Below are 18,264 nucleotides of genomic sequence, written 5' to 3' on the forward strand. Positions count from 1 at the left end.
CTCGAAGTAGAGGGTTCCGAATCTCCACACAAAAAAAGAAGGGCAGTCCATGGACGACAAGAAGAAACATCAACGCCGAGGACCGAAGCCTAAAGGAGCGCTGTTGCCCGCCGGAGTAGGGCCGGATGGCAAGCCGCGGTTTCAGGCACGGGTGCGCCTGGCAGATGGCACGAAGTCCACGAGGTTCGATCTCCCCGAGAACCTCACCGAGGAACAAGCGCGGGGATACGTCCAGTTCATACAGGACAAGGAAGTTGAAGGCCGAGGGCTCCTCGAGCGCAAGAAGGCGGAGGCCGTGCAGGAGGCCAAAGAGAAGGCCCTCGCGAACGAAGACGAAGATCCGGATGCATGGTTCGAGCGCTACCACCCAACCCTGAGGGTCGGAGCGGGCTGGAAACGCATCACACGCACGGCCTGGCGCAAATGGATTTCGCCCGTGCTCATGGCGAAGAAAAAGCCCATGCGCAAAGTCGACAAGAACGACATCGAAGACGTCCGCGACAAGCTCGATAAAGCCATCGATGCAAAGGAGCTCCTCTTCGGGACGGCTGAGAACTACTGGTCTGTCGTGACGAAGCTCTGCAAAGAGGCCCATGCCGCCAAAGACCGATCGCTGCGCGTCCACGAGCACCTCGACAGACCCATATGCGACGGCGTCAAGCCGCCGCACTCCGGGCCGAGTAAACAGCGCCCGTGGCTATACCCAAACGAGTGGCTCAAACTCGTTGCGTGCGTGGTGGTCCCGATCATCTGGAGGGCGCTCTACGCCATCATGCTCTACACAGGCCTTCGGCCGAACGAGCTGCGCGCCCTGAAGTGGAAAGACGTGGACTTCGAAGCGCGCACCATCACCGTATCCAAGGCCTTCGATACGGAGACGAAGACGATCCAAAAGACAAAGACCGTGGCAAGCCACCGGACCATTCCGATCCATCCGTTCCTGTTGCCGCTGCTCGTCGCCCTGAGGGGAGAAGGCCCGAACCAGCGCGACCCCGAGGAACTCGTGATGCCTCTCATGGCGCTCGACGAAGATGTGTTCGCGCCAACGTTCCGCGACCACCTCCGGATGGCCGGGATCAAGCGAGCGCGGCTATTTGAAGCAACGCAGACGGAGGAGCCCATCGACTTCCGTTCGTGTCGAGACACGAACGCGACCTGGCAGGCACTCGGTCAAGTGCCGGACCGCGTCATCCAGAGACGCCTCGGGCACGTCAGCTTCACGACGACGTTGGGTTACATCAAGGTCGCCGAGATGTTCGACATCGACATGGTCGGCAAGCCGTTTCCGGAGCTGCCGAAGGCGATGTTCGAGGTGCCTTGGCACCTGCTCATGCCGGAGTCCAAAAATGGAAACTGGACCAGAAACTGGACCACAAAAGACAAAAACCCCGGTTTTATCCGGGGTTCTTCAGTTGCGCGGGTAGGATTTGAACCTACGACCTTCGGGTTATGAGCCCGACGAGCTACCAGGCTGCTCCACCGCGCGCCAATTGCTTCTTCGTGACAGGGGCGCACCTTACTCACCCCAACGGCAGTGTCAACACCCGTGCGTGCGTGCGAAGTTTTTTTGAACGATGATCAGTCTGCCTTCCATGAAGTAAGCTTGGTTCGTCTGCTGGTTTCGCCGAAGCCTCTCCCCACGCGCCATGAGTAAGCCCGTTCCTCCGCCACTGCCGCCCCGTGCGCGTAAAGCCACGGCGGCTGCGCCCCCGGCGCCTCCCGTGAGAGCGCCGGTGCCTGCTGCCGACGGGACGATGTCGACGATGCAGAAGCTCCTGCTCGCCGATGCCGCGCTGGCACTGCGCGATGAGCAGATTGCTGCCCGGGTGGTGCACTACAAGGTCGAGCTCGCGACCAGCCCGGAGCTCGATCGCATCACCGAGCAGGTCGTCGCCGAGCTGCAGGAGCTCCAGAGAATCAGCCGCGCATCCCTGCCAGGGCCCGTCTCCTCCGGCGCGCCCCTCTCCGACAGGGACAAGGCGCAGCTCGAAATCGAGCTGATTCAGAGCCTCAAGACCATGCTGTCGCGGGTTTTTCGCAAAGATAAGCTCGCTAGCGTCATCGAGCGCAAGGTGGGCGAGGCCTCGAAGCGCTTTGCGCGGCTCTTCTTCGAGAGCGAGCTCCACGAGAAGTTGCGCGGGTCGACCACCGAGATCAAGACCATGCGCCAAGCGGAGCAGGCGCTCTACTACGCACTGATGCGAAATCAGGACAGTGTGGTGAAACAACTGGAGTCGTTCGAATACGACAGCCCGGAACTTCTCACCCGCTCGAAGGACATGCTGGCGGAGTGGATGAAGAACCTCCGCCACGAGTTCCTTGGCCGCACCACCCCCGAGCTCAATGCCCTGGTGTCGCTTTTCAACGAGGGGCTCACGAAGTTCTTCACCCACGAGCTCCCGCCCTCCACCGGCGAACTCGCGTGGGAGGTCGTGAAGGAAGCGCGGCTGCGCGATGCGCAGACCCGCGCCGGGTATAAAATTGCGGCGAACACGTTTCCGGCGTTCCGGCAGGCGTTCGAGCGGCGCTTCCTCCAGCGGCTCGTGCCCTTTGCCGAGGACGAGATGCTGAAGAAGGTCCGCGAGAGCCAGGGGAAGTTCCGCACGGAGACCATCCGCTTCGTCGCCGACCCGCGCATCTTCAGCGACGTCTGCGAGCTCGTTTGCGACGCGGTGTACGACTACCTCTACAACGACGGCTTCCTCGACCTGCCCCCGGACTGGCGCGCGCGCTTGCGCGGCGCGTAGCCGCCCCCAACGCAAGACACGCCTACGCGGCGCGTTAAAAGCAAAACCCGCCGCGCTCACGAAGAGCGCAGCGGGCTTTTTTGCCCCTAGTCGGTCACTGCCCCGCGCGCGCCGCGGGGGGAGTCGACGCGGGGGGAGTCACGAAAGGGACGTCGCCCTTGAAGCCTTGGGACTTGTCGCGAATGGCCTCGACGGCGTCCTTACAGGCATCGCGCAATTCCTCGTCGACGGCGGACTGAGGGGCGGGCAGATTCGGCTCGACGTACAGGTCGCACGACATGACCGTGAAGCGCTCGTCGATCTGCCGCATTTTCAGCTGAATGTGCATGTCCTTGATGTTGCCGCGCACGAACCGGCCTTCGACCATCTCGACGCCCGGCGCCGGCACCTGCGGGGGAGTGAAACGCGACACGTACCAAATCGAGAGCAGTCCCTTCATCACGGGGACTTGGAAGTACACGTCGGTGTTGCCGCCCTCTTTGCCGACCATGCGCGACTGTTTGAATTTGCCGCCCGAGAGATCTTTGTAATGCGAGAAGTCGAGAACCTGCGTGCGCACACCCGCGAGCGGGGCCTGCACGAGCGTTTCAGCGTGACCGTAGCGTTCCTGACGACCCGGCGGATTCCAATTCCACTTCAGCGTATGACCTGCGGAGTTCAGGCGCTCGAGCTGCGTATCCTCGCTCGCAGCCTCGGCATGCGAGGGGGCGCACAGTGAAACCGCTGCCACAGCCGCGAACGGTAGGAGCCAACGAGCGTGAAGGAGTTGCGACACGAAAGACCTCTTCGATGGGTGTAATGCGGGGGAAAACGATGCGCGTTCGCACCGTCGCAATTTATCTAAGCAGCGCGTATGCCACCGCGGCCATTGACGCCCTCACCCCGGCCCCTTCCCCCAAAAAAGGGACCTCGAAGGATGACACCGAATCGCCGGACCGCAAGCGTGCGCCGGTACTTCTTCTTTCCCTGTCGCTGTCGCTTTGCGCCCGAAAGTGGTGACTAGGTTGGCCGCATAAAGCGGGCGCGGCCCTCGGTGATCCACCACTCGTGGTACCGAGCTTGGGCGCGATCGCGATCGCGCTTCGGCAAGTCGTCGTAATAGCCGAAGTACTCCTTGGTGATGGCCTTCAGCTCTTCCCCAGCCGCGCGGCGAATCACCTGCGAATCGTGCACGAGCGCATCGATGAGCCACTCGATGCGGTCGCGCGACGAGTTCGCATTCCACCACTGCGTCCAACGCCGTGTGTCGCGCGCGAAGTCCTGGCGCGCCACGACGAGAAGCGCACGACGCGCTGCGACAGCGATGTCCTCGGAGTCGTCGTTGAGCACCGCAATGAACGTCGGCACGGCGAGCGGCTCGCGGATCTCCTCCAGCACCTCGAGCATCGTGAGGCGCTTCTTCGAGTCCACCGTGGGATCGCGCACCACGCGGCCGAGCTCGCGCGCCGTCTCTTCGCCGTGCTGACGCGCCATCCCCGCCGTCGCCCAACGCGCCGCGCGGCGGACGCGATCGCTCACGTCGAGAAGGCGCGTGACCAGCCGCGGAATGGCATCCACGTACGCGAGCTCGCGCAGGAGGAACGTCGCCCAATAGCGCTTTTCTTCATTGCGGGAGTCGACGTGCTCGAGCACCCACGGGAGCGCCACGCGCCGCTGCATCGCAATGAGGCGCAGCACCGGCCCGCAGGCGCTGGCCATGGGAAGCTCCTTCTCGTTCGCGGGGGGCTCGCGCAGAATCGGTCCCGGAAAGCGCGCCATCAACACGGGCATCGCTTGATGCCCTTCGCGAAGCAGCTCGCCCTCGGCGTAATCGTCGTCGCCAATCTCGAGGTAGCGCTCGACCAAGAGCTCGAGCTCGCGCGACACGTCGACGATGACCGACGGCAACGCCTCCGCGTCCGCGTGCGGCATCGGCGGCGTCCGCGGCGGCACCACGATGTCGCTCAGCGCGGCGTCACGCGCGCGCTGTTCGGCCTCCGACGCATCCTCCGACACGTCCACGGCGTCCGCTGCGTCGGAGAAGATCTCTTCCTCGTCCGGACTCGGGGCCCGGCCGGCGGATGCGGCGGCTTCTTGCGCGCGCGGGGCCTGCTCCTCGTGCTCTTGCGCCGCCGCCTCCGCAGGCGCGGCCTCCGCCGCCACCGGCGTGAACACGACGTCGTCCCAGCCCGATTCGCTGTACGAAATGCGCTCGGGCTGGGGTTCTTCGACCGCTCCCCCTCCCGACTCATCGAGCGCCGCCAGCTCCTGCTCCTCGGCCGCAGGAGCGGAAGCGGTTTCCGCCGCCTCGTCCTGGCGCACGAGGTCCGGTCGCGGAGCCGACGGCGGTGGCGTCGACGTACTCGCACGGATGGTCGCCGCCCCCGAAAAGAGCGCCCGCCCGAGCGCCTCGGCACGCAGCGCGCGCTCCTGGGCCGACGGCGTTCGCATGCCCCGCTTGGACAGCACCAAGCTCGGATCGGCGAGCCGCCCGGCACCACCGCCGCTCCCACCTGCAGCCCCCGCACCGGAGAAGCCACCGAGCTTCTTCTTCAGAATCATCCGCTCGAGCGTCTGCCCGGCGAGCAACGCAAACGTCGGCACCTCCGCCACGGCATCGCGGTCGATGTCCAAATCGCCCGCATCGCCATACAGAACCGCCACCACCCGCGAGCGCACCACCAGCGGCACGCACATGATCGTGTGCTTCGTCGGCCGCTCGAGATCCTTCAAAAGGACGCCATCGAGCCCGCCCAGATCCGGATTGGCCACGATGGGCGCGCGAATGTCCCGTGCGGATGCGAGGATGCTCGGCAGGTCGAGCGGCACACCGATGCCCGCCACGCGATCGCGCGAAGCCCCCGGACCGAACGCCTCACGGCCCTCGGCCAGATCCGTGTGCACGATGAACATCGCCGAGTAATCGAAGTACTGCCGCGCGAAGTCGAAAAAGAGGTCCATCAGGTGGTCGCGGTCGGCCACATTTTCGAGCTCGGCGCTCGCCGCTTCCAACGTGAGGGGCCCGCGCCGGCGGCGGACGGGCCTCGGCATTACGGACGACTCTCGAACGAGGGTCGCCAATCGGCTCGGACTCGGCTCCACAGACGGCGGAGGCGAAACCGGTCCGGCACCTACAGGGGTGGTCCGCATCGGCGGTGGGGCGACTTCCATCCTCGATTGGATGTCGCTCGGCGGAACCGATTGCCTCAGGTGTTGCTGCGGCCCGTCAGGTTCGTCCAGATCCTCGTCGGGCAACCGCGGTTCGATGGGAATCGTGAACACCGGCACGGGCGGCGCCGGGGGCAGGGTCACGTCCGGAATCACCGCATGCTCGCCGGTGCGCTGCGGCGGGGCCGGAGGCTCCTCGGGCGAAGGAGCGTCACGCAACAGCGGCGGAAGATCGCTCGAAATGGCCCGGCTGTCCCCGTGAAGCCGCAAAAGCAGGCGCTCCAGCCGGCGCTCCAGCGGCGCACCGAACTCGCGGTGCAGCGCCTGGCGGATGCGCACGAGCGGGGCAATCCGCTGAACGATGGGCACCCCCAGTGCGAAGTTGAGCTGCTCTTCCTCTTCCGGTGCGAGCGGTTCCGACACCGCGAGCACCAACTCGTCGCCATCGAACGAAAGCGCCAGCGGATAGAGCGACCGATGCGCGGCCAGATCCACCGGAATCATGGTGCGCGCACGCCGCTCGGGCGCGGGAAGCTCGCCCGAGGGCGCAGGCAACAGGCCGTAGGCTTCGGCGGCGGCCCGTGTGAGCTTCCGCTCGTCGATGGCGGCCACCTCGAGCAAATTCGTGATGAAGTCCCCGCCGTAAAGCACCTGGCGCGCCAGCGCCTCCTCGGCTTGGCGCATCGTCGCAATTTCGTTCTGCACGACGAACGAGCTGAGTGACATCAGGCTAATCTCAGGAATACGCGCCCGCGAAGCTTGCCTCAAGGGCACAGACGAGGGCCTCGATGGTGTAGGGAGATGCCATCACGTCCACGCGAACCCCGCGCGCTTCGGCTGCCTCCCGCGTGATAGGCCCGATCGCCGCGACTTTGAGCTTCGCCAAAAGCCGCGAAGCTTCATCGCCCAGCGCCGTGCACAGATTGTCGACCGTACTCTTCGAGGTGAAGGTCACGGCATCAATTGCACCATCTTCGAGCTTTCGGGCCAAGTTGGCGACATTCTCTGGTGCGGGCGATCGCGTTTCGTAGAGGGGCACGACGTCCACCTGCCAGCCGGCCGCGCGCAACGCTTCCGGAAGTGCGTCCCGCGCGACCAGCGCCCGGGCAATCAAAATGCGCGGCGCCGCCGCGCCTGCGGCACGCGATATAAGTCCTTCTGCAAGGCTTTCCCCGCGAAATTCCTTGGCGACGATGTCCGCCCGCAAACCGCGACGCTCCAGGGCCGCCGCCGTGCCCGGGCCGATGGCTGCAATTTGCACCTTTCCGAAGGCGCGAGCGTCCCTGCCTTGCCGCACCAATTCGTCCCAGGCGCACCCGACGCCATTTTCGCTGGTGAACGCCACGAAGTCGTAATCCTCGGAGAGCCTGCCGAGTGCCCGTTGCATCGGCGCCGGATCCGGCGGCGGGTGAATCTCGATCACAGGCTGTGCGATGGCGTCGGCCCCGCGCACGCGCAGCATCGTCAGCATGGTGCGCGACTGCTCGGCCGTGCGCGTGACGAGCACCCGCTTGCCGAACAGCGGACGCCGATCGAACCAGGCGAACACCTGCCTGCGCGCCACGGCCTCCCCCACGACGAGGAGGCGAGCATCCCCTGGCAGGCGACGCGCCCGCGTTGCGATGTCGGCAAGCCGCCCCACCTCGATGCGCTGCGAAGGCCGCCCGAGATCGGTCAACGCCAAGGCCGGCGTATCCGGCGAACGGCCGTGCTCGAGCAGTGCGGCCACCACCTCGTCCAACGTCGCACGCGACGCGTGCGCCACCAGCGTGTCCGTCGCATGCGCCAGCGATGTCCAATCGCGCCCGGCGAGGCTCGCTCCGTCCCGCGCGTGCAGCACGGCGTAGCTCGTTCCCTCGCCCCCGAGCGGCACGCCACCGAACGGCGTCAGCGCGCCCTCGGGCCGCGCCGCCGGCACGATTTCGAAGGAGATTCCCGCCTTGGCTGCGAGCTCCACCTCGTCCAGCGCCTCGACCTGCGTCAGCCGCACCACGGAACGTCCTTCGCGCGCCAACTCGATGGCACGCGCCGCATCTCCTTCGCACCGCGTGGCGCTCGCGGCGAGGTCGAGCACATCGGGATCCACCCCGGACGCGTGAACCACGGCCTCACAGCTAGCGAGCGCGTCGTGGGCCCGCGCGGAGAGCCAATCTTTCCAACCTGGCGGCGCAGCCACGAAGACGACCGTCATTTCTACGGCTTACCTTACGTGATAAACGAGGGCCATGGGTTTCCCCGTCATTCGTCCCAGGCGGCTTCGCGTATCCCCGAACATGCGCAAACTGGTGCGCGAAACGACGCTCGAACCGAGCGACTTCGTCTACCCGCTGTTCTTCAGCGCCACGGTCACCGAGCCCAATCCGATTGCAACCTTGCCGGGCGTGGCGCAGCTCCCCGTCAAACACGCCGCCGCGCAGGCCCGCGAGATCGCCCGCCGCGGCATCCGCGCCGTGATCTTGTTCGGCCTGCCCAAAACGAAGGATCCGCGCGGTGAGAGCGGGTGCGATCCCGACGGGCCCGTGCCGCGCGCGGTGGCGGAGATGAAGGCCGCCGTGCCGGATCTCCTCGTGGTCACCGACGTGTGCGTCGACGAGTACACCGACCACGGTCACTGTGGCGTCTTGCGCAAGCGCAAGGGCACCGAGGAGCTGGAGGTCGACAACGACGCCACCCTCGAGGTGCTCGCCAGAATGTCCATCGTGCACGCGCGCGCCGGAGCGGACATCGTTGCGCCGAGCGACATGATGGACGGCCGCGTGGGCCACCTGCGCCATGCCCTCGACGAGAACGGCTTCGATTCCACGGCCATCCTCAGCTACGCGGTGAAGTACGCGAGCGCCTTCTACGGTCCCTTCCGAGATGTCGCCGATTGCGCGCCCAAGTTCGGCGACCGCGCCGGCTACCAGATGGATCCGGGCAACCTGCGCGAAGCCCTGCGCGAGGCCGCACTCGACGAGGCCGAGGGCGCCGACATGCTCATGGTCAAACCCGCCCTTCCTTACCTCGATGTGCTCCGCGAGGTGCGCAAAGCCACCACGCTCCCCCTCGCCGCCTACAACGTCTCGGGCGAGTACGCGATGCTGCACGCCGCCGCCGCCGCGGGCATGATCGACTTGGACCGCGCGATGATGGAGGTCCTCACATCCATCCGCCGCGCCGGTGCCGACTTCATCTTGACCTACCACGCCCTGCGGGCGGCGGAGATTCTCGGAGGCTGAATGCGCCGTAACTTCTTGGCTTATGGAACGATGGGGGTGCTCACGTTCCTTTTCGGTAGTTTGATGTTCCTCGGCGGCTCGACCGGCTGCTACGGCGATCAGTGCGTTGGCAGCGCCGGTCCTTTCGGAGAGAATGAAGGCGAAGGAAAACTCATCGATGCGAACACGTGGGAGAGCAATTCTCAGTCATCCGAATGGCTGAGTTATTCTCCCCAACGCTCGTGGTTCATCCGCGCGCGGGGCTTCGAGGGCCGCGATATCTCCAAGGTATCCGTTTACATCAGCCCGGACAAAGCCCCGAACGTTCGCGAAGAGGGCAAATACAAACAGTACACACTTGCAAGCGGTAACCTTGCCGAGATCACGGTGTTGGACAATGGGATACCGGGCGTAACGCCCTTGATCCAAGTCCACAACGACACGTGCGCCGACTATTTCACGCGGGTGGTCATCGAAGCGTATCCCGCGCTTCCTGACGGGGGTTTGCCCGATACAGCCGATACAGGTACGAACCAAGACGCCTCACGCGACACCGGAGCTACCGAATGAGTCATCCCTGGCACGACATTCCCATTCCCGAGCCCATCGAAGAAGGCTTTCCGGGCTTCATCGAAATCCCCAAAGGCTCGCGCATCAAATACGAACTCGACAAAGACACCGGTCTTCTCAAGGTCGACCGTATCCTATTTAGCGCCGTCCACTATCCGGCCAACTACGGATTCATCCCCCGCACCTATTGCGACGACGGCGACCCGCTCGACGTCCTCGTCCTCTGCCAAGAGGCTGTCGCCCCCATGTGCATCATGCGCGCGCGGGCCATCGGCGTGATGCAGATGCGCGACGAAAAGGGACTCGACGACAAGATCATCGCCGTGCACATCGACGATCCTGCCTTCAACGAGTACACGCACATCCGCGAACTCCCCCGCCATACCTTGCTCGAGCTGCGCCGATTCTTCGAGGACTACAAGCTCCTCGAACACAAAGCCGTCACCGTGGAAGAGTTCCAAGGCCCGTACGAAGCCAACAAAGTCATCCGCGACGGCATCATCGGCTATACGAAGTTACGCGCCAAAGAAGCGCACTAGTTCGATGATCGTCCTGGGGCTCCGACCTTGAAGAGCACCGCTCCGGTCGAAGGAGCCCCAGCGGCACGTGCCGCCAGCATTTGCTTCCAGTAAAAAAAAAAACGCACCCCAAGCACAAGTGCGGCCGAATGTGAGTTGGAGGCTTCACCGTGAGTTGGGAATTCAACCTGCTGCCCCGAGACAATCCGGCTTTCACCGGATTGTCTCCGATTCGATATTCTTGGTTGGGCGGAGAACATCGACATATTTTACGAGTTCATCGTGTTCTGCAAATCACGCTGGCCGTGCGTGTTGTCGATACCATGAAGCGTCCGATGACTGCGGCGGAATATCGTGACCGACTGCATGCCGCATTCGACCTGCCGTCCGACCCAAAGCCGGCGAAGGATTCGGAATAGGCTACTTCGCGCAGCTGCGAATGCACCCTTTGTAACTGCGCGTGCACACCTCGCACGCGGCGCCTTTGCAGCCGCCGCGGCAGGCGCTCCATTTGTCCTCGCAGTCGCCGGTGCAGGCGGCGAGAGGCGGGCGCTCCGCGCTGGCGGGCGGCCCGGAAACGGAAGCCGAGGCGGAAGCGGAAGCATCGGGGGACGCCGAGTGCGCGGCGGCCGGAGAGGCCGAGTTGCCCTCGTTCATCCAGCTGGGGGAGCCCGCGTCGGGGGTATCCCCCCACGTCTTCGGTGGAGGGGTGAACGCGCTGGTGGGGGCGGGGCCGGCGGTCCAGTCGCGCTGACCGCGTTCGCCCGGGGCGGCGTGCATCAACGCTTCGTCGGTGGGCAGCTCGGGGGCGCGGCGGATGGCCTGCGCGCGCGTGGCGGCATACATCACTTTATCGTGCGTTTGACCGTAGGTGTAATGGGCGAGCCAATCCCGCCAGCATTCCCCCTTTTGCTTCAGGGCAACGTTGGGATTCTCCTCCAGCGCGTAGCAGTGCTCGAAGCGCGCATCGCCCTCGTAAATCGTCTGAAAACTCGGCCCGCACGCCGCAGCCCCCACGCACACACAAGCGAACAGAAGCAACCGTCGAGGCACCATGTACGTTTACCTTTACTCTACGGCCTTTTCCCCTAGAGGTTGAGCGGCTAGGTTAGGGGAATAAATCTGCTCATGTTTACCGGACTGGTCGAAGCAACGGGACAACTTATCCGACGGGACCTCGTCGGCGTGGATGCCCGCCTGGAAATACGTTACGCGCCCGATTCACCGTTCGTCATCGGAGAATCCATCGCCATCGATGGGGTGTGCCTCACGGTGCAAACCATCACCGAGCAAGGTTTCGCCTGCGATGCCTCCTCGGAAACGCTGGCGCGAACCACACTTGGCGAGCTCACCTTGCCGGCCACCCTGAACATCGAGCGAGCCATGCCCCTCGGCGGGCGCATGGGCGGTCACATCGTGTCCGGCCATGTCGACGCCACCGGCGTCCTCCTCGAGAGGCAAGCGGTCGGCGAAATGTCCAAATTGGTCTTCGGCTTTCCGGCGAACCTCGCCCGATTCATCGCCGAAAAAGGCTCCATCTGTATCAACGGTGTGAGCCTCACCATCAACGGCGTCGGGGCCGACCGCTTCGATGTCATGATCATCCCGCACACCGCGCAAGTCACCTCGCTGGGTGCATTGCAGCCCGGCGGCCGCGTGAACCTCGAGGTCGACGTTCTCGCACGATACGTTTTGCGCGCGGCCGAAGTAGACAGCGTCGGCGCCGCGGAGAAGAGCTAACACCATGGCCCCCATGTTGGACATCGATCCGAGGCTTCTCGAGCGGGTCAACGCAGCCATCCACGCCGTCCGCAGCGGCAAAATGGTCATCCTCACGGACGACGAAGACCGCGAGAACGAGGGTGACCTCTGCATGGCCGCGGAATTCGCCACGGCGGAGGCCATCAACTTCATGGCCACCCACGGCCGAGGCCTCATCTGCCTCACGCTCGTCGAAGAGCAGATCGATCGCCTGGGCCTGCCCATGATGCAGTCGCCCGGCCGCGGCGGTCCTCCGCTGGGCACCGCCTTCACCGTCAGCGTCGAAGCACGCCACGGCGTCACCACCGGCATCAGCGCCGCCGATCGCGCGTTCACCACGCGCCTCGCCGCCAGCCCCGATTGCCGCCCCGACGACCTGGTCACCCCGGGGCACGTCTTCCCGCTCAAGGCCCGCACCGGCGGCGTCTTGGTGCGCACGGGCCAGACCGAAGGCTCCGTGGATCTCGCCCGCCTCGCCGGCCTCACCCCGGCGGGGGTCATCTGCGAGATCATGAACGAGGACGGCACGATGGCGCGCATGCCGGACCTGGAGATCTTCGGCAAGAAGCACGACCTGATCATCGTCACCATCGCCGACTTGATCCAGTACCGGCTCCAGACCGAGCGCCTCGTGCGCCGCCTCACCGAGCAGTCCATCCTGCTCGATGCCACCGGCACCGTGTGGCGCACCATTGTGTACGAGTCGGCCACGGACGGACGGCAGCTCCTCGCCTTGGTCAAAGGCAACGTCGAGGGCGGAGGCCCCGTCTTGTGCCGCATGCACGCCGGTTCGCTCATCGCCGATACCTTCGCCTCCACCCCGCGCGAGGGGGCACGCAACCTGAAGGAAGCCTTCCGCCACATCGAGGCCGAGGGGCGTGGGGTCGTCGTGTACCTACCACCCAAGGGCAACGTCGAGCTGGAGCTGGAACTCCACGCCACCCTTTCCGCACCGCCCCACGAGAAAAAAGAATACCCACTGCGCGACTTCGGCCTGGGCGCCCAGGTCCTCTTCGATTTGGGGCTGCACAAGATCCGTCTCCTGACGAACAATCCGCGTAAGATTGCGGGCATCACCGGCTACGGGCTCGAGGTCGTCGAGAGCATCCCGCTTCGATCCATGACATCCAAAGTACCGCCCGCACCTTCCTCCGGGAGACTTCCGTAAATGCCCACCCTCGAAGACGCACGCACGATCGTTGGCAACCTCGTCGTGCCGAGCGGCGCCAAGTTCGCGATCGTCGCCAGCCGCTTCAACGATTTCATCGTCGACCCGCTCTTGCGCGGTGCATTCGACGCCATCGTCCGCCACGGCGGCGACCCCAGGAACATCACCATCGTGCGCGTCCCCGGCGCCTGGGAAATCCCCGTGGTGGTCGAGCGCCTCGCCCACGTTGCGATGCAGCAAGAACGGTCCGCGAGCGGACCTAGGGGCGAACGGAAGTTCGACGCCATCATTGCCCTCTCCACGGTCATCCGCGGCTCCACGCCGCACTTCGACTACGTGGCCGGAGAGGCCGCCAAGGTTGGAAGCGTCGCCGCCGCCACGGGCGTGCCCGTTTCCTTCGGCGTACTGACGACCGACACCATCGAACAAGCCATCGAACGCGCCGGCACCAAGGCCGGCAACAAGGGATGGGACGCCGCCGTTTCGGCCATCGAAATGGTGTCGCTCTCCAAGGCGCTCGACGAGGCGGGGCTGTAAAATCATGGGCGCACGTCATTCGGGCCGCGAGTCGGCCCTGCAGATGCTCTTTCAAATCGAGGTGTCCGGGGCCTCGGCCGAAGAGGCCATTGCCCTCTTCTGGCGCAACTTCGAGGGCGAGCCGGAAGGCCGCGCCTACGCCGAGGAAATCGTGCGTGGCGTGTACGAGGCGACGGAGGAACTCGACGCGCGCATCGCCGCCGCATCGAAGCACTGGCGCCTCGAGCGCATGGGGCGGGTCGACCGCAACCTGCTGCGCGCCGGAACCTGGGAGCTCGAGCACCGCCAGGACGTCCCGCGCGCGGTCATCCTCGACGAAGCCGTCGAGCTGGCGAAAGCCTACGGAAGCGAATCCTCGAGCTCCTTCGTCAACGGCGTGCTCGATCGCATCGCCGAGGAACTCGGCCGCAAGGACATGGATCGCTAGCCGCCGCAGCATGGACTTACGCTACCTGCCACACGATCTCCGCCGACTCGACGAAGCCAACGCCGAAGTCGTGGTTTGCGCCATCTGGCAGGATGAAAAGCCCATGCGCGGCCTCGCCGGGTTGCTCGACTGGCGCCTCGCCGGAAAACTGAGCTCGCTCCAGCGCGCGGATTACCTGCGCGGCGAGATCGGTGAGGTTCTCTGTGTACCGGGCAGGCCGCGCTTGCCCTTCGACAAAGTGCTCGTCTTCGGCCTCGGCCCGCGCGACGACTTCGAGGAACCTCGCTTTCGCGAGACCGTGCTTCACCTTTTGCGCACCCTCGAAGGGCTGCACGTCCCGCGTGCGGTGGTCGAGCTGCCCGGCCGCTCCGACGCCGCCATCCAGCCGGATCGCGCAGCCACGGTGGTGCTCGAGTGCGTCGGCACCTCGGCGGCGCACGACACGTGGTGGATCGTGGATCACGCCGACGCCGAGCGGCACCTGCTCGAGCGCGCACAAGAAGAACAACGGCGCGCGCGCCGGGCGTAGACTCTCGTTCCCATGCCCCCCGAAGAAGCCGTCACGCCCGTCGATGCGTCCACGTTGATCTTGCTGCGCGACGCGGAAAATGCCGTCTCGTGCTTCTTCGTTCAACGCCACCAGAACACCAAATTCATGGGCGGCATGCTCGTGTTTCCCGGCGGCAAGGTGGACGAAGCCGATCGCGATCCCGCTTGGACCTCGCTCTGCACCGAGCCGGGACGCCCCGAGTGGCAGCCGCTCGGCGTGGCCGCTTGCCGGGAGGCCCTCGAGGAGGCCGCGCTCCTCCCGGTCATCGGCGGCACCTTGGATCACGCGACCTTGCTCGATTGGCGACGGCGCCTGAACGACGAATCCCTGCGCGAGCTGGTGCGCGCGAGCGGCCTTCGCTTGGATCTCGCGGCGCTCCGGCCCATCAGCCGGTGGCTCACGCCGAAGACCCAGAGCAAGCGGTTCGACACCTTGTTCTTCGCCGCGCGCGTGCCACCGGGCCAGGAGGGGGCGCACGACGAACGCGAGACCGTGGCAAGCTTCTGGGCGACCCCCGCGGACGTGCTCGCGCGCTTCGAGGCGGGCACCATCGAGCTGGCGCCCCCCACGCACCGCACCTTGGAGGTCCTCGCCACGAAGAAGAGCGTCGATGAGGTGCTCGCCCTCGCGGACGGCGCCACCTTGGACACCATTTGTCCGGAGCTCGTTCGGCACACCGACGCCGAGGGCGACACCATGGCGCTCGTGCTCCCGGGCGATCCCGAGCACTCGGTGCGTGAGCCGCGCATTGCCGGCCTCTCCCGCTTCGTGATGCGCCGGGGCGCTTGGCGTCCAGAGCCCGCGCCGAGGCTTCCGTAAGCCCGCGCGGCAGGCTAATCTCGCGGCATGTCGGACGTCTTGTCGCCCAACGCCCCCGTCTACGCAGACCGCGCGACCGGGCAGGTTTTCCCGGACGCGCGCACCATGGTCAACGCGTACCTCGCGCAGTTCGCCGAGCGCGCAGGTTCGGCGCTCGATGAGCTCGACGACTCGGGCTACACGCAAGTCCGAAAGGGCTCGGCCAGCGTGGGCATCAACGTCCTGGGCGATCACGGCGTGCTGCTTCTGCTCGCACCGGTCATGGCCGTCCCCAAGGCGCACAAGGAACGGTTTTACCGCCGCCTGCTCGAGCTCTCCTTCCTCACCACGGCGGATGCCTCGTTCGCCATCGACGCGCAGAAGGATGAAGTGTACGTCCGCGCCCTGCGCCGGCTTTCGGGGCTCGACTACGAGGAGTTCGAGGACCTGCTCGAAACCGTCGGCAAGGTCGCCGATGAGTGGGACGACGTGCTCCGAAAAGAGTTCTAAAGCTCAAGCTGAATTTTACCTTCCGACCGATTCGGATCGGAGCGTAGAGTTCGGCTGTCATGAAATATTATAACTTCACGGTCACCAGCTTCCTGGCGGCTGTCACGCTCCTCGCGTGCTCGGAACCATCGGGCACGACCGAGCCGGCCTCCTCGCGCGACGCGCTGAACGCGGCAGACTGGTGCGCGCGCGTCGCAGCGGGGCCGCCCAGCGCGGACGATCCTCGCATCGCGCTTTCCACCGCCCATGCGAACGTTCGCTACTTCGGCGTTCATCCGACCTTCAACGAAGTCGATCAAGCCTTGGCCGCAAGCCTCGGCGGCCCCGGCCCCTACCCGTCCGAGCGCACGCTGTCGACGTATGCGGCGCAACTCGGCGGGGCCGCGTGCGCATTGACGGCCGATGCGAAACCACTCGGCAAAGCGCGGGTTCACTCTTTGGGGCCGGTCGCCATCGTGCGACCGGGAACCGGTCGCGTATCGCTGCCGCCGAGCACGCGCGCGGTGCTCGTCGATCTGCGCGGGCTACCGGCCGCCGACGGCTTGCGCAGCGCACTCGAATCCGCGGTGGCGCCTGCGCTCGCATCGCCCGTGGCGCGCGCAACGTCCCACGTCCGCGAGCACTTTGGGATGACCGACGAGGTTCGGGAGAACGTGTACGAGAACACGATCCAACCCGTCGCCTAGAACGCCGTTCCGGCGACGGGGTCCTCGGAGCTTCCCATCGTTCTTCTCACGAGCCATGCGCTCGCCCCCGAGGCCGCGGAGCTCGCGATCACGTTGCGCCTGGCGAATCGTGCATGGATCGCCGGCGAGGGCGTGCGCGCCGAAGCGGCCGAGGCGCGATGGACCGCCGTAAAAAATGGCGGGCTCGCGTGGCGCGCCCAAGAGCTCTACGCCGGCGATGCGCGCTGGCCCGATGAAGTGCCCGCCGATTTTCCGGCGCAGGATTTCGATCAAGGCGCAAGCCGGACCGCGGACCTCGGCACACCGCCGGCGCGGGCAACCGGCCCGGCGAACCGCCCGAAGCTCGAACCCATCGTTCCCGGGATGCAGCCACAACCCGAAGCGCTGGGCCTCGGCGAAGCCCGCGCAGCCTTGCTGGCCGTGCACGGTGCAGCCCGTCGCTTCTTCCCATACTTCAAGGTCACGGGCGATCACATCGACGCGCGCTTGCACGAAACGATGGACGCGCTGGAAGCGCTGCCCAGCCTGGATCGCGTCTCCGTGCGGAACCTGCTGCGGCGCTTCGGCGAGGCGCTTCACGACGGGCACGTCGGCGCGGGGGACTATTCCTCCACCCCCGTGTCCGGCGGCTACTTCGCGGCAGTCCTCGAGGACGTGAACGGCGAACCCGTCGTGCGCCGCACCAGCGCCGAAGGCGTGCACCCGGGCGATACCATCGTGCGCGTCGGCAGCGTCTCCGTCGCCGATTGGTATGCGCGCGAGAGGCCGTTGTCGTCCGCCTCCACCGAGGGCAGTTTGCGCCTGAAGATCATGCGCAGCATGCTCAGGCTGCCCGGCCCCACCGAATTCGGCCTTCGTGCGCCCGATGGCACGCATCGCGCCGTCACCGTGCAACCCGTTTCGGCGGACGACTACTTTGCGTTCGGCACCGCCGCGACCCATCGCCCGCCCGGATGGCTCGGCGATCTGGGTGCACCGAAGCTTTACTACACGACGATGACCGAGACGCTTGCGGACACCGCCGCGTTTCGCCAGACGCTCGCCGAGGCTCGCGATGCCGAGGGGCTCATCCTCGACATGCGCGGCTATCCGGCGGTCTCCTTATACGAGGCGGCCGCACGGCTCATTCCGTATTCGTTCTCCTCGCCAATTTTCAACGTTCCCGTGGTCCGGCCCGCGTCGCAGACGTTCTCTCCCCAGTCGTTCGACCCCGGTGTGCTGACGGACCCGTCGTACACGGGCCCCATCGTGTTGCTCATCGGACCATCGGCCATCTCGGCGGCGGAGAACTTTTCGACCATGCTCGTCGATGCCAAACGGCTCACCGCCATCGTCGGACGTCGGAGCGCGGGGACGAACGGCAACATCACGACCCTATTTCTTCCCGGTGCGCTCTCCTTCACCTTCACCGGAATGGAGATCCTTCACACGGACGGGTCTCGCTTTCACGGGATCGGCATCGTTCCTAACATCGAGGTAACCCCCACAGCCGAGGATTTCCACAACGGCATCGATCCGGAGCTCGCACGTGCAGTCGACGAACTTCGTTCTCGGTAGCGCATCTTCCTGGCGCCCGGGGAATTCGCGACGCGAGTGGATGGGCTTGCCCGTTTATCTGCAAGGGCCCCGTTTGTCGGACACCGCGTCG

General features: G+C 65.6%; 18 protein-coding genes and 1 tRNA gene. 14 read left to right on the forward strand and 5 right to left on the reverse strand.

Annotated features, from left to right (window positions below):
• Positions 1–1,412: 1,412 nt before the first annotated feature.
• Positions 1,413–1,486 (reverse strand) — tRNA-Met (locus LVJ94_35465).
• Between the two features lie 268 nt (positions 1,487–1,754).
• Between LVJ94_35465 and LVJ94_35470 the strand changes: the two genes are divergently transcribed.
• Positions 1,755–2,747 carry a hypothetical protein gene (locus LVJ94_35470; protein WXB02203.1) on the forward strand — a complete coding sequence of 331 codons (993 nt, stop codon included), beginning with the start codon at positions 1,755–1,757 and terminating at the stop codon, positions 2,745–2,747.
• A gap of 94 nt (positions 2,748–2,841) precedes the next feature.
• Here LVJ94_35470 and LVJ94_35475 read toward each other — a convergent pair whose 3' ends face one another.
• The 3 genes from LVJ94_35475 to LVJ94_35485 all read right to left on the reverse strand — a co-directional run bounded on the left by LVJ94_35475 (position 2,842) and on the right by LVJ94_35485 (position 8,085).
• Positions 2,842–3,522 (reverse strand): hypothetical protein, encoded by a 681-nt coding sequence (locus LVJ94_35475; protein ID WXB02204.1) that lies wholly within the window; start codon positions 3,520–3,522, stop codon positions 2,842–2,844.
• A 224-nt stretch (positions 3,523–3,746) separates the two neighbouring features.
• Positions 3,747–6,620 (reverse strand): hypothetical protein, encoded by a 2,874-nt coding sequence (locus LVJ94_35480; protein WXB02205.1) that lies wholly within the window; start codon positions 6,618–6,620, stop codon positions 3,747–3,749.
• Between the two features lie 10 nt (positions 6,621–6,630).
• Positions 6,631–8,085: a uroporphyrinogen-III synthase gene (locus LVJ94_35485; GenBank protein WXB02206.1), complete on the reverse strand. Its 1,455-nt coding sequence runs from the start codon at positions 8,083–8,085 to the stop codon at positions 6,631–6,633.
• A gap of 34 nt (positions 8,086–8,119) precedes the next feature.
• On the opposite strand from LVJ94_35485, the gene hemB reads away from it, so the two are divergent.
• From hemB to LVJ94_35505, 4 genes are all read left to right on the forward strand, one after another.
• Positions 8,120–9,112: a porphobilinogen synthase gene (hemB, locus tag LVJ94_35490; GenBank protein WXB02207.1), complete on the forward strand. Its 993-nt coding sequence runs from the start codon at positions 8,120–8,122 to the stop codon at positions 9,110–9,112.
• Positions 9,113–9,175: 63 nt separating this feature from the next.
• Entirely contained in the window at positions 9,176–9,661 is a 486-nt protein-coding gene (locus LVJ94_35495; GenBank protein WXB02208.1) for a hypothetical protein, read from the forward strand.
• A complete protein-coding gene (locus tag LVJ94_35500) occupies positions 9,658–10,200 on the forward strand; it encodes an inorganic diphosphatase (GenBank protein WXB02209.1) in 543 nt (180 codons plus the stop codon). Before LVJ94_35495 ends, LVJ94_35500 begins: the two co-directional genes overlap by 4 nt.
• A gap of 149 nt (positions 10,201–10,349) precedes the next feature.
• A complete protein-coding gene (locus LVJ94_35505; protein ID WXB02210.1) occupies positions 10,350–10,598 on the forward strand; it encodes a hypothetical protein in 249 nt (82 codons plus the stop codon).
• A gap of 1 nt (position 10,599) precedes the next feature.
• On the opposite strand, the gene LVJ94_35510 is transcribed toward LVJ94_35505, so the two are convergent.
• Complete coding sequence (locus LVJ94_35510) at positions 10,600–11,235, reverse strand: hypothetical protein (GenBank protein WXB02211.1); 636 nt, start codon at positions 11,233–11,235, stop codon at positions 10,600–10,602.
• Between the two features lie 129 nt (positions 11,236–11,364).
• Here LVJ94_35510 and LVJ94_35515 point away from each other — a divergent pair, with 129 nt between their 5' ends.
• The 9 genes from LVJ94_35515 to LVJ94_35555 all read left to right on the forward strand — a co-directional run bounded on the left by LVJ94_35515 (position 11,365) and on the right by LVJ94_35555 (position 18,173).
• Positions 11,365–11,919: a riboflavin synthase gene (locus LVJ94_35515; GenBank protein ID WXB02212.1), complete on the forward strand. Its 555-nt coding sequence runs from the start codon at positions 11,365–11,367 to the stop codon at positions 11,917–11,919.
• 4 nt (positions 11,920–11,923) lie between these two features.
• The gene (gene ribB / locus LVJ94_35520; protein ID WXB02213.1) at positions 11,924–13,108 is read left to right on the forward strand and encodes a 3,4-dihydroxy-2-butanone-4-phosphate synthase; all 1,185 of its coding nucleotides are present in this window, start codon (positions 11,924–11,926) and stop codon (positions 13,106–13,108) included.
• Positions 13,109–13,645: a 6,7-dimethyl-8-ribityllumazine synthase gene (gene ribH, locus LVJ94_35525; GenBank protein ID WXB02214.1), complete on the forward strand. Its 537-nt coding sequence runs from the start codon at positions 13,109–13,111 to the stop codon at positions 13,643–13,645.
• A 4-nt stretch (positions 13,646–13,649) separates the two neighbouring features.
• Positions 13,650–14,072 carry a transcription antitermination factor NusB gene (nusB, locus tag LVJ94_35530; GenBank protein ID WXB02215.1) on the forward strand — a complete coding sequence of 141 codons (423 nt, stop codon included), beginning with the start codon at positions 13,650–13,652 and terminating at the stop codon, positions 14,070–14,072.
• 10 nt (positions 14,073–14,082) lie between these two features.
• Entirely contained in the window at positions 14,083–14,601 is a 519-nt protein-coding gene (locus LVJ94_35535; protein WXB02216.1) for a leucyl aminopeptidase, read from the forward strand.
• 12 nt (positions 14,602–14,613) lie between these two features.
• The gene (locus tag LVJ94_35540; protein ID WXB02217.1) at positions 14,614–15,441 is read left to right on the forward strand and encodes a hypothetical protein; all 828 of its coding nucleotides are present in this window, start codon (positions 14,614–14,616) and stop codon (positions 15,439–15,441) included.
• A 27-nt stretch (positions 15,442–15,468) separates the two neighbouring features.
• Entirely contained in the window at positions 15,469–15,930 is a 462-nt protein-coding gene (locus LVJ94_35545) for a YbjN domain-containing protein (GenBank protein WXB02218.1), read from the forward strand.
• A 59-nt stretch (positions 15,931–15,989) separates the two neighbouring features.
• The gene (locus LVJ94_35550; protein ID WXB02219.1) at positions 15,990–16,616 is read left to right on the forward strand and encodes a hypothetical protein; all 627 of its coding nucleotides are present in this window, start codon (positions 15,990–15,992) and stop codon (positions 16,614–16,616) included.
• 93 nt (positions 16,617–16,709) lie between these two features.
• Positions 16,710–18,173, forward strand: coding sequence for a S41 family peptidase (locus LVJ94_35555; protein ID WXB02220.1), 1,464 nt, complete (start codon positions 16,710–16,712; stop codon positions 18,171–18,173).
• Positions 18,174–18,264 lie beyond the last annotated feature (91 nt).

This window comes from Sorangiineae bacterium MSr11367 (genome assembly GCA_037157805.1).
Classification (GTDB): domain Bacteria; phylum Myxococcota_A; class Polyangia; order Polyangiales; family Polyangiaceae; genus Pendulispora; species Pendulispora rubella.

Coding starts and splice junctions, on each gene's coding strand:
- LVJ94_35500 (WXB02209.1), top strand. CDS start 9,658: ATGAGTCATCCCTGGCACGACATTCCCATTCCCGAGCCCATCGAAGAA.
- LVJ94_35545 (WXB02218.1), top strand. CDS start 15,469: ATGTCGGACGTCTTGTCGCCCAACGCCCCCGTCTACGCAGACCGCGCG.
- LVJ94_35535 (WXB02216.1), top strand. CDS start 14,083: ATGGACTTACGCTACCTGCCACACGATCTCCGCCGACTCGACGAAGCC.
- LVJ94_35550 (WXB02219.1), top strand. CDS start 15,990: ATGAAATATTATAACTTCACGGTCACCAGCTTCCTGGCGGCTGTCACG.
- LVJ94_35480 (WXB02205.1), bottom strand. CDS start 6,620: ATGTCACTCAGCTCGTTCGTCGTGCAGAACGAAATTGCGACGATGCGC.
- LVJ94_35540 (WXB02217.1), top strand. CDS start 14,614: ATGCCCCCCGAAGAAGCCGTCACGCCCGTCGATGCGTCCACGTTGATC.
- hemB (WXB02207.1), top strand. CDS start 8,120: ATGGGTTTCCCCGTCATTCGTCCCAGGCGGCTTCGCGTATCCCCGAAC.
- LVJ94_35495 (WXB02208.1), top strand. CDS start 9,176: ATGTTCCTCGGCGGCTCGACCGGCTGCTACGGCGATCAGTGCGTTGGC.
- ribB (WXB02213.1), top strand. CDS start 11,924: ATGGCCCCCATGTTGGACATCGATCCGAGGCTTCTCGAGCGGGTCAAC.
- LVJ94_35485 (WXB02206.1), bottom strand. CDS start 8,085: ATGACGGTCGTCTTCGTGGCTGCGCCGCCAGGTTGGAAAGATTGGCTC.
- ribH (WXB02214.1), top strand. CDS start 13,109: ATGCCCACCCTCGAAGACGCACGCACGATCGTTGGCAACCTCGTCGTG.
- LVJ94_35470 (WXB02203.1), top strand. CDS start 1,755: ATGTCGACGATGCAGAAGCTCCTGCTCGCCGATGCCGCGCTGGCACTG.
- nusB (WXB02215.1), top strand. CDS start 13,650: ATGGGCGCACGTCATTCGGGCCGCGAGTCGGCCCTGCAGATGCTCTTT.
- LVJ94_35510 (WXB02211.1), bottom strand. CDS start 11,235: ATGGTGCCTCGACGGTTGCTTCTGTTCGCTTGTGTGTGCGTGGGGGCT.